16 protein-coding genes are annotated in these 13,259 nt (G+C 66.4%); 11 read left to right on the plus strand and 5 right to left on the minus strand.

Going from position 1 to position 13,259, the window contains the following annotated elements; genetic code table 11:
* Positions 1–24: 24 nt before the first annotated feature.
* From ADBZ9K_RS19575 to ADBZ9K_RS19585, 3 genes are read left to right on the plus strand one after another with little or no spacing between them, the layout of a single operon-like run.
* Positions 25–1,293, plus strand: a complete 1,269-nt coding sequence (locus tag ADBZ9K_RS19575; RefSeq protein ID WP_526623371.1) for a cytochrome P450 — start codon at positions 25–27, stop codon at positions 1,291–1,293.
* Between the two features lie 28 nt (positions 1,294–1,321).
* Positions 1,322–1,705 (plus strand): hypothetical protein, encoded by a 384-nt coding sequence (locus ADBZ9K_RS19580; RefSeq protein ID WP_526623372.1) that lies wholly within the window; start codon positions 1,322–1,324, stop codon positions 1,703–1,705.
* 1 nt (position 1,706) lies between these two features.
* Positions 1,707–2,366, plus strand: coding sequence for a TetR/AcrR family transcriptional regulator (locus ADBZ9K_RS19585; RefSeq protein ID WP_526624250.1), 660 nt, complete (start codon positions 1,707–1,709; stop codon positions 2,364–2,366).
* Here the strand turns inward: ADBZ9K_RS19585 and ADBZ9K_RS19590 are convergent.
* The gene (locus tag ADBZ9K_RS19590; protein WP_526623374.1) at positions 2,335–2,622 is read right to left on the minus strand and encodes a hypothetical protein; all 288 of its coding nucleotides are present in this window, start codon (positions 2,620–2,622) and stop codon (positions 2,335–2,337) included. The genes ADBZ9K_RS19585 and ADBZ9K_RS19590 overlap by 32 nt on opposite strands.
* A 263-nt stretch (positions 2,623–2,885) precedes the next feature.
* Here ADBZ9K_RS19590 and ADBZ9K_RS19595 point away from each other — a divergent pair, with 263 nt between their 5' ends.
* Positions 2,886–3,716 (plus strand): helix-turn-helix domain-containing protein, encoded by an 831-nt coding sequence (locus tag ADBZ9K_RS19595; protein ID WP_526623376.1) that lies wholly within the window; start codon positions 2,886–2,888, stop codon positions 3,714–3,716.
* Between the two features lie 56 nt (positions 3,717–3,772).
* Positions 3,773–4,594, plus strand: a complete 822-nt coding sequence (locus tag ADBZ9K_RS19600; protein WP_526623378.1) for an SAM-dependent methyltransferase — start codon at positions 3,773–3,775, stop codon at positions 4,592–4,594.
* Between the two features lie 2 nt (positions 4,595–4,596).
* On the opposite strand, the gene ADBZ9K_RS19605 is transcribed toward ADBZ9K_RS19600, so the two are convergent.
* From ADBZ9K_RS19605 to ADBZ9K_RS19620, 4 genes are read right to left on the minus strand one after another with little or no spacing between them, the layout of a single operon-like run.
* Positions 4,597–5,037, minus strand: coding sequence for a carboxymuconolactone decarboxylase family protein (locus ADBZ9K_RS19605; protein ID WP_526623379.1), 441 nt, complete (start codon positions 5,035–5,037; stop codon positions 4,597–4,599).
* A 2-nt stretch (positions 5,038–5,039) separates the two neighbouring features.
* Complete coding sequence (locus tag ADBZ9K_RS19610) at positions 5,040–5,894, minus strand: NAD(P)-dependent oxidoreductase (RefSeq protein WP_526623381.1); 855 nt, start codon at positions 5,892–5,894, stop codon at positions 5,040–5,042.
* On the minus strand, positions 5,891–6,643 hold the full coding sequence (locus tag ADBZ9K_RS19615; protein WP_526623383.1) for an SDR family oxidoreductase: 753 nt from the start codon (positions 6,641–6,643) through the stop codon (positions 5,891–5,893). The genes ADBZ9K_RS19610 and ADBZ9K_RS19615 overlap by 4 nt, the downstream gene beginning before the upstream one ends.
* Before the next feature lie 40 nt (positions 6,644–6,683).
* The gene (locus ADBZ9K_RS19620) at positions 6,684–8,150 is read right to left on the minus strand and encodes an aldehyde dehydrogenase (RefSeq protein ID WP_526623385.1); all 1,467 of its coding nucleotides are present in this window, start codon (positions 8,148–8,150) and stop codon (positions 6,684–6,686) included.
* A 174-nt stretch (positions 8,151–8,324) separates the two neighbouring features.
* On the opposite strand from ADBZ9K_RS19620, the gene ADBZ9K_RS19625 reads away from it, so the two are divergent.
* Genes ADBZ9K_RS19625 through ADBZ9K_RS19650 form a run of 6 tightly spaced genes read left to right on the plus strand, consistent with a single transcriptional unit; the run spans position 8,325 to position 13,125 of the window.
* Positions 8,325–8,918, plus strand: a complete 594-nt coding sequence (locus ADBZ9K_RS19625; protein ID WP_526623387.1) for a TetR family transcriptional regulator — start codon at positions 8,325–8,327, stop codon at positions 8,916–8,918.
* Positions 8,915–10,129: a cytochrome P450 gene (locus ADBZ9K_RS19630; protein ID WP_526623389.1), complete on the plus strand. Its 1,215-nt coding sequence runs from the start codon at positions 8,915–8,917 to the stop codon at positions 10,127–10,129. Before ADBZ9K_RS19625 ends, ADBZ9K_RS19630 begins: the two co-directional genes overlap by 4 nt.
* Entirely contained in the window at positions 10,129–10,947 is an 819-nt protein-coding gene (locus ADBZ9K_RS19635; protein ID WP_526623391.1) for an SDR family oxidoreductase, read from the plus strand. The genes ADBZ9K_RS19630 and ADBZ9K_RS19635 overlap by 1 nt, the downstream gene beginning before the upstream one ends.
* A complete protein-coding gene (cyp51, locus tag ADBZ9K_RS19640) occupies positions 10,944–12,305 on the plus strand; it encodes a lanosterol 14-alpha demethylase (RefSeq protein ID WP_526623393.1) in 1,362 nt (453 codons plus the stop codon). Before ADBZ9K_RS19635 ends, cyp51 begins: the two co-directional genes overlap by 4 nt.
* Positions 12,306–12,314: 9 nt before the next feature.
* Positions 12,315–12,527 carry a ferredoxin Fdx gene (gene fdx / locus ADBZ9K_RS19645; protein WP_526623395.1) on the plus strand — a complete coding sequence of 71 codons (213 nt, stop codon included), beginning with the start codon at positions 12,315–12,317 and terminating at the stop codon, positions 12,525–12,527.
* Between the two features lie 58 nt (positions 12,528–12,585).
* Positions 12,586–13,125, plus strand: coding sequence for a nuclear transport factor 2 family protein (locus ADBZ9K_RS19650; RefSeq protein WP_526623397.1), 540 nt, complete (start codon positions 12,586–12,588; stop codon positions 13,123–13,125).
* Positions 13,126–13,259 lie beyond the last annotated feature (134 nt).

Raw genomic sequence — 13,259 nt, forward strand, 5'->3', positions numbered from 1 at the left:
CATCACAGGAGAGCGAGGCCGACCATGACCGCAAGCGTGTGCCCATTCGGAGCGGACCCCAATTCCCGGGTCGCTTCGCTCCTGCCCGCCGGCTTCGACTTCACTGACCCCGACCTACTCAAGGACGGCATGCCGGTCGCCCAGCTGGCGCAGTTACGCAAGACCGCGCCGGTCTGGTGGAACGAACAGGCAGACGGCACCTCGGTGTTCGACGACGGCGGTTACTGGGTGATCACCAAGCACCGCGACATCCGCGCCATCTCCCGCGACAGCGACCTGTGGTCGACCAACGCCCAGGGTGTGGTGATGCGCTTCCCCGACGGCATGACCGCCGACCAGCTCGACATCACCAAGGCACTGCTGATCAACCACGACGCGCCCGAACACACCCGGCTGCGCAAACTGATCTCACGGCTGTTCACCCCGCGCTCGGTGGCCAAGCTGGAGGAGAAGCTGGCCGTGGCCGCCCGTGACATCGTGGCCGCCGCCGCGAAGAAGGACACCGGCGACTTCGTCAACGACATCGCGATGCAGCTGCCGCTGCTGGCGATCGCCGACCTGCTCGGCGTGCCAGAAGCCGACCGTCAGAAGCTCTTTGCTTGGACCAACAGCATCATGAACACCGACGACCCGGACTTCGACAGCGACCCGACCGCAGCCAATGCCGAGCTGATGGGCTATGCGTACACGATGGCCGAGCAGCGCAGGCAGTGCCCGGCCGACGACATCGTGACCCGCCTGGTGCAGGCCGATCTCGATGGAGAATCGTTGTCCGAACTCGAGTTCGCCTTCTTCGTCATTCTGCTCGCGGTGGCCGGCAACGAGACCACCCGCAATGCCATGACCCATGGGATGAACGCGTTCTTCAACAATCCCGACCAGTGGGAGCTGTTCAAGCGGGAGCGCCCGGAGACCGCGGCCGACGAGATCGTGCGCTGGGCCACCCCCGTGCACTGCTTCCAGCGCACAGCACTGCAAGACGTGGAGCTCGGCGGCGTGACAATCCGGAAGGGCCAGCGCGCCGGCTTGTTCTACAGCTCGGCCAACTACGACGAGGACGTCTTCGACTCCCCGTTCGAGTTCAACATTCTGCGTGACCCCAACCCGCACCTCGGCTTCGGCGGCAACGGCGCGCACTTCTGCATCGGAGCCAACCTGGCGCGCATGGAGATCAAGCTGATCTTCAACGAGATCGCCGACCAGATTCCCGACATCCGCAAGCTCGGCGAGCCGGAGCGGCTGCGGTCGGGGTGGATCAACGGGGTGAAAGAACTCCCGGTCTCCTATCACTGACGCACCGGCGCGGATAACATGCCGGGTCATGGGCCACCCGGGCTATCCGCCCTTCCCCGGCTATCCGCCACCGCCAGCCAAGCCGCCGCGGTCGACGGCCGACCTGACGATCTCGATCATCATGCTGGTGCTGACGGTCATGCTCGGGCTCGGGTCGGTCTTGATCGGGTTCGTGTCGCTGGCCTTCCTCGACTACTGCCCACCCGCCACCTGCAGCGCAGGGGGTGCGGTCGCCGCGGTGATGAGCGCGGTGGGCATCGCCGCGCTGGTGGGCATCGCCGGCATGACCGTCACGATCGTCGCACTGATGCGGCACAAGCAAGCCTGGCCGTTCGCCGTGGGCACCTTCGGGCTGTGTGTGGTCGTGCTGTTCTTCGGTGGGCTGGCCTACTCCGTGGCAGTGGGCGGCTGAGGTGCGCACCCACGGCTGGTCCGGGTCCGCACCGGCCACCGATGAGGAGGCCGTCGCCCGGATCCTGGCCGCGGCCAACCAGGCCATCGATGCACACGGCGCCGACCTGAGCATCGCCGACGTGGCCCGAACGCTCGGCGTCACCCGCCAAACGGTGTACCGCTACTTCCCCAGCACCGACGCGCTGCTGCAGGCCGCGGCCATGGCCGCCGCGAGCGGGTTCCTGGACCGGATCGCCGTGCATCTGGCGGGTATCACCGATCCCGGTGAGGCCGTCACCGAGGGCATCGCCGCCGCCGTGGAGTGGCTGCCGCACGACAAGCACATGGGCCTGCTGCTGGGTCCGGAGCGGGCCGGCGCCTTCAGCGCCGACATCACCTCCGATGTCGCGCTCGCCTTCGCCGGCTCGATGCTGCGCCGTTTCGACGTCGATTGGGCCGCACTCGGATTCGGTGACCACGATGTCGACGAGCTCGCCGAACATCTGCTGCGGATCATCCAGTCCTTCGTGGTCGATCCGGGCCGGCCACCTCGGCGCGGGGAGGACTTGCGCCGCTATCTGCGCCGCTGGGTGGGCGCCGCCCTGGCGGACCGGGCCGGTGATTCCAGAGGGGCCGACCGCCGGGTGCTCACCTCGGCGCCTGGACCTGCCCCGGGGTAGCGGAGTTGACGTCGTAGAACGCACCGGTCGTCGAGGTGCCGACGGTCTCGGCATCGGTGGGTGCGGGCCAGGTCGCCGCCGCGAAGAGGGCGCCCGCCGACACGACCAGGGGGCACAGCACGACGACGGCAGTGTCGATGACCTTCACCCAGGTCGAAATGTGCGCAACAACGTTGGCGCGCTTGGACTTCGGTTGAGTCCACAGGCTGAGCATGGTTGGTGCAGTCCATGAGTCGTACATGGTCAGTGATGTCATCCGTCACTCCTGCTCGTCATCGAGGCCCGCGGCACCCGATTTCACTTTGGTAACTTTGGGGCACAGAAGTCACATTTGTGACACGGCCCGATAACTGTTTGCGATCTGCGCGTTTCCTTACCGTTGTCTTATCGGCCTCTTTGTTATGAAAGCGCGCCGCCCCGTACACCGCGGTCTGGGCCACCGAAAGAGACTGCCGCCCTGACCGTCTCCCGGGCCGCCGCGACGGAATCGGGTGCCCACACGGGATTACCCTCACCGATGTGACCGGAGAGCCGTCGGGCCCGCATCTGTACCGCCCCGCTCCGCCGCTGTCGGAATACGTCAGCTACTTCGGCTATTGGCGGCATCACGGTGATGCGCGCCATCAGAGCACCGCGCTGCCCCGCGGCGCGGTGACCATCGTGATCGACCTCAGCGGACGGCGCCAGGTCGACTTCGCCGCCGTCGGCGGGCCGGCACTGCGGGTCCCGGCGGCGTTCCTGACGGGCGCGGGCACCACCTCCTATCTCACCCAGATCGATCCCGGCCAGACCGTCATCACCGTGCACTTCCGGCCGGCGGGCGCCGGCGCATTCCTCGGTATGCCGCTGGGCGAGCTGCAGGACCGCTGCGTCGGCATCGACGACATCTGGGGGTCGCGGTCCAACACCCTGCGCGACCGTCTCGTCGCAGCTCCCTCGGCAGCGCATCGCTTCGCGCTGCTGGAGCGTTTCCTGCTCGGGCGCATGCACATTCGTCAGCACCAGCACCAACCTGGGATGGCCGCACTGCTGGCACACCTCGACGCGCATCCGTCCGTGCGGATCGCGGAGGTCTGCACGCTGACCGGCCGGTCGCCCAAGGCGCTGGCAGCGTTGTTCCGCTCCGAGGTGGGCCAGGGTCCCAAGACCTACCTTCGGGTGCGGCGCCTGCAGGCCGCCCTGCGGCGCCTGGACACCGGGGCGAGCCACGGGGCGGCCCTCGCTGCCGATCTCGGTTATTTCGACCAGGCGCACTTCGTCAGCGAGTTCCGCAGCTTCACCGCGATCACACCGACGCAGTACCTGCAACGCCGCTCGGCGCTGCCCAGCCATGTCGAACTCGCCCGCTGAGCGGACGGGTGGAAATATCCAAGCCCGGCTACCGGCGCGACCGCCATCATGGGGGTATGGACAGCGACCGAGCCGCGGTGGCGGGCACCGCACTGATGGTGGCCGCGATCCGGGCCCGCGAATCAACCCGCCCCGATCGACTCTTCACCGATCCGTTCGCCGCCACACTGGCCGGCGAAACCGGTCGCCAGATGCTCGAGGCGGCGGTGGCCCGCTCCGGTGATCGCACCACCATGCAGATCGTGGTGCGCACCCGGTTCTGGGATGAGGCCCTGCTGCAAGCCGGCGAAACCTGCGGGCAGGTGGTCCTGGTCGCCGCCGGCATGGATGCGCGGGCCTACCGCCTCGGCTGGCCGTCGGGGACCGTCGTCTTCGAATTGGGCCAGCCGGCTGTCATCGCCGCGAAAGGCGAACTTCTCGCCCACGACCGGCCGCAGTGCAGGCGGGTGCCGATCGGCACCGACCTTGCCGACGACTGGCCGGCGGCGTTGCATCAGGCGGGATTCGACCCGGCGACGCCCGCCGTGTGGCTGATGGAAGGCCTGCTGCAGTACCTCGACGGCGAGGCGGTCGCCCGGATCTTCGACCGCATCACCGAGCTGTCCGCGCCGAGCTCGGTGCTCTGCTACGACGTGGTGGGCGCCTCGCTGCTGGCCGCGCCGTTCATGACCGAGCTGCTGAATTCGATGGCCGCCAATGGTGCTCCCTGGCTGTTCGGCACCGACGACCCCGGGGCCCTGGCGCAGCAGCGCGGTTGGTCGGCGACGGTCACCGATGTCGCCGAACCGGGCAACCGGTGGAATCGGTGGGACCGCCCACCCGCTCCGGCCGACGTGCCCGACTCACCGCGCGGCTACTTCGTCGTCGCGACGCGCTGAGGTTACTCGTCGCGGTTCTTGCCGCTGTGCATCCGGACCGCGGCGTCCACATTGGCTTTCTTATCTTCGCCACCGCCCTTCTCGGCAGCCTTCTTGCGCTTGGCCACCACCCGGCCGACGGCGCCGTCGAACTTCGAGCCCAGCGGGAAGCCGAGGTAATGCGTCAGGAAGATCGCCATCTCCTTGAGCTCCTCGGCGTTCAGTTCGTCGTTGTGCAGGGCGGCGTTCGCCTGGATCTCGGCCAGGTCGTCGATACCGAGGGCGGCGACGGCGGTCAGCGTCATGATCCGCTTGTCGCGCATCGACAGACCCGGCCGGGTCCAGATCTTGCCGAAAAGATGATCGACGGTCAGGTCGAAGAATGGGTTGCCCTCGATATTGGGCATCTCCCAGCCGTAAACCTCGTTCATCTTGGCCAGGCCCTGGCGGCGCAGTTCGTCCATCGTCACTCCTTCGTGTGGGGGACACCGAGCCCGGCGGCCAGGTCTCGTAGCGCGATCTCGGCCAGCGGTAGTTCCACGCCGGTGGCTTCACCCAGGCCCAGGGCCAACTTCAGATCCTTCTCGGCCAGCCCGCGGGTGTGGATGAACATGTTGTAGATGAAGTGATCGGACTCCAGCGGCGCGGTGTCGTCGCGGACCATGATGGCGCCGGGACCGCCGCTCTGGGCGTCGCTGTGCCGGACCACCCGCCCGAGCTTCTGCAGATCGATTCCGGCCGCCTCGGCCAGCCTGGACGCCTCGCAGGCTGCGGCAAACCCGATGAAGGTCAACATGTTCCGGGCCAGCTTCATCCGGGTGCCGGCTCCCGGCTCACCGGCGCGGACCACCAATGAGGCCCACTGCTTGAAGACCGGCTTGACCCGTTCGTACGCCTCGTCGTCCGCGCCGACCATGACGGCCAGCTCACCCTTGTCCGCGGCACCGGCACCGCCGCTGACCGGTGCGTCGACGATGTGAATACCCTTGGGCCGCAACTGCTCAGCCAATTCAGCGGCAGTGTTCGGCTCGATGGTGGAGTGGATGGCGATGACCGTTCCCGCCTTGGCGTGCCCGGCAAGCTGGGCAACCACGTCACGCACCTGCTCGTCGTTGAGCACGGTCACCTCGATGACATCGGCCTTCGCCACATCGGCGACGCTGTCAGCCAGTTGTGCGCCGAGTTCGGCCAGCGGCGTCATCGCCTCGGTGCGAACATCGAAGACGACGAGCCCGCCGGGCCACTCGACGAGCCGCTTGGCCATCGGTGCACCCTGGTTACCGAGCCCGATGTAGCCGACCTTGAGCTCGCTAGAGCTCATGAGCGGAAAATCTGTCCGCCGTCGACGTTGAAGATCTGGCCCGTGATCCACTTGGCCTGATCCGACAACAGGAACAGGCACATACCGACCAGGTCGTCGACTTCACCCATGCGGGACAACGGAATTCCCTTGACGATGTCGGCGACCATCTCCTGCGGGGTGGTGGTGCGGTTGGCCTCGGTGTTGATCGGCCCGGGCGCAATGGCGTTGATCCGGATGTTCTGGCCGCCGAGTTCGGTCGCCAGCTGCTGGGTGAGGCTGTTCACCTCCGCTTTTGCCAGGCCGTAGAAATTCGAGTACAGCCATGCCGCCGTGGACGATTGGTTGATGATCGCACCGCCGCCACGCTTGGCCATCTTGCGGTACACCGCGCGGGTGCACACCAGCGCACCGTCGAGGTTCACGCTCATGAACTTCTTGTAGTAGTCCCAGTCCACGGTGATCAGGAAGTCCAGCTTCATCCCGCCGAAGATCGCGGCGTTGTTCACCAGGTAGTCGATGCCGCCGAACTCGGCCAGCGTCGCATCGGCCATCGCCTTGGCCGACGCCGGGTCGCTGACGTCGACGGGCAGCGCCAGCGCGGTGCCGCCCTCGCCCAAGATGCCGTCGGCGACCTTCTGCGCGCCTTCGATGTTGATGTCGGCGACCACCACGGCCGCGCCTTCGCGGGCGATGGCTTCGGCATAGGCCTGCCCGATGCCGCCGCCCGCGCCGGTGACGATGGCCACCTTCTCGTCGAACTGTCCCATCTGCGTTTCCTCCCTACGATTCAGATGCCATCGGATGTGACTACACCGCTGTGGCAATGACTTTCAGCTCGAGATACTCCTCGAAGCCGGCCAGTCCCATCTCGCGGCCGACCCCGGACTGCTTGTAGCCGCCGAACGGCACGTCCGCGGAGTACCAGACGCCGCCGTTGACGTTGACGGTGCCGACCCGCAGCCGGTTGGCGACCGCCTGCGCCCGTTCCGGGTCGGCGCTGAACACGCTGCCGGACAGGCCGAACGGCGAATCGTTGGCGATCCGGACCGCGTCATCGTCGCCGTCATGGGCGATCACGGTCAGCACCGGGCCGAAGATCTCCTCGCGGGCCACCCGGGCGTTGTTGTCCAGCCCGGCGATCACCGTCGGCTCGATGAAGAACCCGGTGTCCCGGTCGGCGGGCCGTCCGCCACCGCAGGCGAACCGGCCGCCCTCTTCGAGGGCGAGGTCCAGATAGGACTGCACCCGGTCGCGCTGGCGCTCGGAAATCACCGGTCCGCAAATGGTTCCGGGCTTGGTCGGGTCGCCAGGCCTGATACCAGCCATCGTCGCTGCGGCCGCCTCGACGGCCTCGTCGTAGCGGGCCCGCGGCACCACCAGCCGGGTGGTGATCGCACAGCCCTGACCGGCGTGCATCGAGGCGGTGAACGCCGACATCGAGCAGGCCCCAGCCAGATCGGCGTCATCGAGCACCAGGAACGCCGATTTCCCGCCGAGCTCCAGGAAGACCTTCTTGATCGTGGCCGCACCGGCGGCCATCACCGCGCGGCCGGTGTTCGTCGACCCGGTGAACGACACCATGTCGACGCGCGGGTCGCTGGACAGCAGCGCCCCGACCGCATGGTCGTTGGAGGTGACGATGTTGACCACTCCCGGCGGGATGTCGGTGTGTGCGGCGATCAATTCGCCGAGAACTGCTGCACACCAGGGGGTATCGGGTGCCGGCTTGAGCACCATGGTGTTGCCCGCAGCCAGTGCGGGGCCGAGCTTGGCAAGGTTGATCTGGTGCGGGAAGTTCCATGGGGTGATGGCGCCGACGACACCGACAGCCTCCCTGACGATGGTGCGCTGGGTCTTGATCCCCATCGGGGAGGCGACGCCGAGGTCCTGGCGCCACGCATAGGACTCGGCGGTGTCGGCGGAGAAGCTCAGGTCGTCGACCGGGCCTTCGAGCTGGGCGGCGGCGGTCAGCATGCGCGGCGCACCCACCTCGGCCATGGTGATCTCCCGCAACTCCTCGACGTGCTCTTTCATCACGTCGCGCAACTGCCGGATACAACGCACCCGCAGGTCGGTATTGGTGGACCAGTCAGTGCTGTCGAAGGCGCGGCGTGCGGCGTCGATGGCCCGGCTCATGTCCTCGGCATCACCGTCGGCGGCGGTGCCGAGCACCTCCTCGGTTGCCGGGTTCAGCGTCGGAAACCTGCCGTTGCCCCCCGGCACCAGCTTGCCGTCGATGAAAAGATCGCTGTTCCTGTCGGCCGCTATCGCCATCCCGACTCCCGCCTACCTCGTTGGACACGTGTCTGAGAATCTGTCCGTCGAACCATAACCGCAGACGCGTTCGAGGTGCAAGACTCAGCACAGGTCTGGTCACATATGCCTTGTGAACAGCGATTTTCGGTCCGATACTTGCCTACCCGCGCCGGTGTCCGATAAGTTGGACATGTGTCCAGCGATGCCGTGGTTGCCGTCACACCCGAGGGTGCTGACGTGCCGCGCAATCGCCGCCAGGAGGAGACCTTCCGCAAGGTGCTGCTTGCCGGTATGGAGATGCTGCGTGAGTCGTCCTACGCCGACCTCACGGTGCGCGCCGTGGCGGCGCGGGCGAAAGTGGCGCCCGCGACGGCCTACACCTACTTCTCCTCGAAGAACCATCTGATCGCCGAGGTCTACCTCGACCTCGTCCGACAGGTGCCGTACTTCACCGACGTCAACGACACCCGCCTGCATCGCGTGCAGCAGTCGCTACGCAACCTGGCGCTGGTCATCGCCGATGAACCCGAGTTCGCGGCGGCCTGCACCACCGCGGTGCTGAGCAACGACGCCGGGGTGCACAAGGTCCGTGACCGGATCGGCGCCGAGATACACAAACGGATCAAGTCGGCGCTCGGGCCCGACGCCGACCCGCAGCTCGTGTCCGCGCTCGAAATGACCTACTACGGCGCGCTCGTTCACGCCGGCAGCGGCACCTTGAGCTACCGGCAGGTCGCCGACCGAATGGGCTATGTCGCAGGATTGATCTTGGGAGAGAACCGATGAATGTGACGACACCGGACCGGCCCGTGGACGTGGTCCTGGATCCCTACGACTACCAGTTTCACGAGGATCCCTACCCGTACTACAAGCGCCTGCGCGACGAGGCCCCGCTGTACCGCAACGAGGAGCGCAATTTCTGGGCGCTGACCCGCCATGCCGACGTGCACAAGGGATTCCGCAACACCACCGCGCTGTCCAACAAGCTGGGTGTATCGCTCGACCCGATCTCGCGCACCCCGGAAGCGCACCGCACCATGTCGTTTCTGGCGATGGACGATCCGGGTCATCTACGGTTGCGCACGCTGGTGTCCAAGGGGTTCACCCCACGGCGCATCCGCGAGCTCGAGCCGCGGGTGCTCCAGCTCACCAAGGAACACCTCGACACCGCACTGGAGAGCGAAAGCTTCGACTACATCACCGAATTCGCCGGCAAACTGCCGATGGACGTGATTTCCGAGCTGATGGGCGTGCCCAAGGAGGACCGGGCCAGGATCCGTGAGCTTGCCGACGGTGTGATGCACCGCGAGGACGGGGTGCCCGACGTCCCGCAGTCGGCGATCGAGGCGTCGATGGACCTGCTGGTGTACTACGCCGACATGGTGACCCAGCGCCGCAAGAAACCCACCGACGACCTGACGACCGCACTGATCGAGGCCGAGATCGACGGAGACCGGCTCGGCGATGACGAGATCATGGCCTTCCTGTTCCTGATGGTGGTCGCCGGCAATGAGACCACCACCAAACTCCTTGGCAATGCCGCGTATTGGGGCGGGCGCAATCCCGACCAGCTCGCCGGCGTCTACGCCGACCATTCCCGGGTCGCCGACTGGGTGGAGGAGACGCTGCGCTACGACACCTCCAGCCAGATCCTGGCCCGGACCGTGGTCGACGACATCGAGTTCTACGGCACCACCCTGCACGACGGGGATGTCTTGCTGCTGGTCCCGGGGGCGGCACACCGCGACGAGCGGGTGTTCGACGATCCCGACGAGTACCGGATCGGGCGCGACATCGGTTCCAAGCTGCTCAGTTTCGGCAGCGGCGCGCACTTCTGCCTGGGCGCGCACCTGGCCCGCATGGAGGCCCGGGTGGCGTTGACCGAACTGTTCGAACGGATCCGCGGCTACGAGGTCGACGAGGCCAATGCGGTCCGTGTCCACTCCAGCAATGTCCGCGGGTTCGCCAACCTGCCGATCACCGTGAAGAAGGCCTGATGCCCCGTTTTGAGCCGCATCCTTCCCGCAGGCCCGCCGTCATCGCCGGCGCGTCGGCGGGGATCGGCGCCGCCACCGCCGTCGAACTCGCCAACCGGGGATTCCCCGTCGCGCTCGGCGCACGCCGCGTCGAGAAGTGCCAGGAGCTTGTCGACCAGATCCGCTCCGAAGGCGGTGAGGCGGTGGCACTTCCACTCGACGTCACCGACCCCGACTCGGTGAAGGGCTTCGTGCACCGGGCCACCGAGGAACTCGGTGACATCGAACTGCTGGTGGCCGGGGCCGGTGACACCTACTTCGGCCGGCTGCACCAGATCAGCCCCGAAGAGTTCGAATCCCAGATCCAGATCCACCTGATCGGCGCGTACCGGCTGGCCAATGCGGTGCTGGGCCCCATGGTGGAACGCCAGCGCGGTGACGTGATCTTCGTGGGTTCGGAGGTCGCGCTGCGCCAACGCCCGCACATGGGGGCCTATGGCGCCGCCAAGGCGGGGCTGGTCGCGATGGTCAGCAATCTGCAGATGGAGCTGGAGGGCACCGGCGTGCGGGCCTCGATCGTGCACCCGGGGCCGACCAAGACCTCGATGGGCTGGAGCCTGCCGCCGGAGCGCATCGGCGAGGCCCTCGAAGACTGGGCCAAATGGGGCCAGGCTCGACACGACTACTTCCTGCGCGCCGCCGACCTGGCGCGCGCCATCGCGTTCGTCGCGCAGACTCCGCGCGGAGGCTACATCGCGCAGCTGGAGATCCAGCCCGAGGCGCCCCTGACCAGCGCCCCCAAGGAACGTCAACAACTGAAGTACCCGGAGGAATCGTGACCAGCTCGCTCAAAGAAGTTCCCCGCGTTTCCGGCGGTGAGGAGGAAGAACACGGCCACCTCGAGGAATTCCGCACCGACCCGATCGGGCTGATGAAGCGGCTGCGCGAGGAGTGCGGCGACGTCGGCTGGTTCCAGTTGGCCGACAAGCACGTCATCCTGCTCACCGGTGCCGAGGCCAACGAGTTCTTCTTCCGGTCCTCCGACGAGGACCTCGACCAGGCCCAGGCGTATCCGTTCATGACGCCGATCTTCGGCGAAGGCGTGGTCTTCGATGCCAGCCCGGAGCGGCGCGCCGAAATGCTGCACAACACCGCGCTGCGTGGCGAGCACATGAAGGGCCACGCCATCACCATCGAGCGTGAAGTCCGCAAGATGATCGAGAACTGGGGTGACAGCGGGGAAATCGATCTACTCGAGTTCTTCGCCGAGCTGACCATCTACACCTCGACGGCATGTCTGATCGGCACCAAGTTCCGCAATCAGCTCGACTCGCGGTTCGCCAACTACTACCACCTGCTCGAGCGCGGCACCGATCCCCTGTGCTACGTCGACCCCTACCTGCCCATCGAGAGTTTCCGCATCCGCGACGAGGCCCGCACCGGGCTGGTCGCGCTGGTGCAGGGCGTGATGGACGACCGGATCGCCAATCCGCCCAAGGACAAGAGCGACCGCGACATGCTCGACGTGCTGGTGTCGATCAAGGACGAGGAGGGCAATGCGCGGTTCTCGGCCAACGAGATCACCGGCATGTTCATCTCACTGATGTTCGCGGGGCACCACACCAGCTCGGGCACCTCGTCGTGGACGCTGATCGAGCTGCTGCGCCATCCCGAGGTCTATGCCCAGGTGCAACAGGAGCTCGACGACCTCTACGCCGACGGCCAGGAGGTGAGTTTCCATGCGCTGCGCCAGATCCCGAAGCTGGAGAACGTCCTCAAGGAAACCCTGCGGCTGCACCCGCCGCTGATCATCCTGATGCGGGTGGCCCAGGGCGAGTTCGAGGTGGCTGGCTACCCGATCCACAAAGGTGACTTCGTGGCGGCCTCGCCGGCCATCTCCAACCGGATCGCCGAGGACTTCCCCGATCCGGACTCCTTCGACCCGACCCGCTACGACAAGCCGATGGAGGCCGACGTCCTGCACCGATGGACCTGGATTCCGTTCGGGGCGGGCCGGCACCGCTGCGTCGGTGCGGCGTTCGCCCAGATGCAGATCAAGGCGATCTTCTCGGTTCTGTTGCGGGAGTACGAGTTCGAGATGGCCCAGCCGGCCGACAGCTACCACAACGACCACTCCAAGATGGTCGTCCAGCTGGCCCGGCCGGCCTTGGTCCGGTACCGCAAGCGCACGTCGTAGGAGTCGGTGATGGGTAGTTACCGTATTGAGCTCGATGCGGATCTGTGCCAGGGCCACGCCATGTGTGAGCTGGAGGCCCCCGACTACTTCCGGGTGCCCAAGCGCGGCGCGGTGGAGATCCTCGACGCCGAACCGCCCGACGAAGTCCGGGCCGATATCGAGCGGGCCGTCGAAATGTGTCCCACCCGCGCACTGTCGATCACCGAAGTTGACAAAGCCTGAGTGAGGTACGAGCTCAGGTGAGAAACGAGTATCCGAACCCAGAGAAGGAAGAATGACAATGGCGTCACGCGAAGAATTGGACGACTGGGTCCAGCGCTGGTTACAGACCAACAAGGACTGTGAGAAGGCCGGCGACTGGAAACCCTTGGCGGAGTTCTACACCGAGGACGCGACCTACGGCTGGAACATCGGGCCCAAGGAAGACGTCATGTGCGTCGGAAAAGACGAGATCCGCGACGTCGCCCTCGGTTTGGAGATGGAGGGCCTGGAGAACTGGGTGTACGAATACCAGAAAGTGCTCGTCGACGAGAAGCAGAACGAGATCGTCGGCTTCTGGAAGCAGGTCGCAAACAAGTCCGACGGGACCCGCGACGAGATCTACGGCATCGGCGGCAGCTGGTTCCGGTTGAACGATCAACTGCTGATCGAGTGGCAGCGCGACTTCTTCGACTTCGGCCACGTGCAGAAGGCGTTCGTCAAACTCATCTCCTCGGGTGACCTGACCCCGACCATGCAGAAGCGCATCGAGCGCAGCGTCGCTGGCGAGAGCCTTCCCGGCTACTACCCGCTCGGTGAGGCGCCGGTCCCGATCTGGTAGAAACTCGACAGGCGTCAAGAAACCTGCCCCGGGAGTGACCGTGAAGGTGACGGAGGTCATAATGGTCAGCAGGACAGGAACACGTTCTAATTTTGGCCCTGATTGACCATCCGGCCTGGCCGGCCGCCGGGGAC

This window comes from Mycobacterium sp., from assembly GCF_965229265.1.
GTDB lineage: Bacteria > Actinomycetota > Actinomycetes > Mycobacteriales > Mycobacteriaceae > Mycobacterium.

What these genes read in the sequence shown, in the direction of transcription:
- ADBZ9K_RS19590 (WP_526623374.1), bottom strand. Translation starts at nt 2,622, where the DNA reads ATGACATCACTGACCATGTACGACTCATGGACTGCACCAACCATGCTC.
- ADBZ9K_RS19615 (WP_526623383.1), bottom strand. Translation starts at nt 6,643, where the DNA reads ATGGGACAGTTCGACGAGAAGGTGGCCATCGTCACCGGCGCGGGCGGC.
- ADBZ9K_RS19575 (WP_526623371.1), top strand. Translation starts at nt 25, where the DNA reads ATGACCGCAAGCGTGTGCCCATTCGGAGCGGACCCCAATTCCCGGGTC.
- fdx (WP_526623395.1), top strand. Translation starts at nt 12,315, where the DNA reads ATGGGTAGTTACCGTATTGAGCTCGATGCGGATCTGTGCCAGGGCCAC.
- ADBZ9K_RS19620 (WP_526623385.1), bottom strand. Translation starts at nt 8,150, where the DNA reads ATGGCGATAGCGGCCGACAGGAACAGCGATCTTTTCATCGACGGCAAG.
- ADBZ9K_RS19580 (WP_526623372.1), top strand. Translation starts at nt 1,322, where the DNA reads ATGGGCCACCCGGGCTATCCGCCCTTCCCCGGCTATCCGCCACCGCCA.
- ADBZ9K_RS19610 (WP_526623381.1), bottom strand. Translation starts at nt 5,894, where the DNA reads ATGAGCTCTAGCGAGCTCAAGGTCGGCTACATCGGGCTCGGTAACCAG.
- ADBZ9K_RS19635 (WP_526623391.1), top strand. Translation starts at nt 10,129, where the DNA reads ATGCCCCGTTTTGAGCCGCATCCTTCCCGCAGGCCCGCCGTCATCGCC.
- ADBZ9K_RS19650 (WP_526623397.1), top strand. Translation starts at nt 12,586, where the DNA reads ATGGCGTCACGCGAAGAATTGGACGACTGGGTCCAGCGCTGGTTACAG.
- ADBZ9K_RS19630 (WP_526623389.1), top strand. Translation starts at nt 8,915, where the DNA reads ATGAATGTGACGACACCGGACCGGCCCGTGGACGTGGTCCTGGATCCC.
- ADBZ9K_RS19605 (WP_526623379.1), bottom strand. Translation starts at nt 5,037, where the DNA reads ATGGACGAACTGCGCCGCCAGGGCCTGGCCAAGATGAACGAGGTTTAC.
- ADBZ9K_RS19600 (WP_526623378.1), top strand. Translation starts at nt 3,773, where the DNA reads ATGGACAGCGACCGAGCCGCGGTGGCGGGCACCGCACTGATGGTGGCC.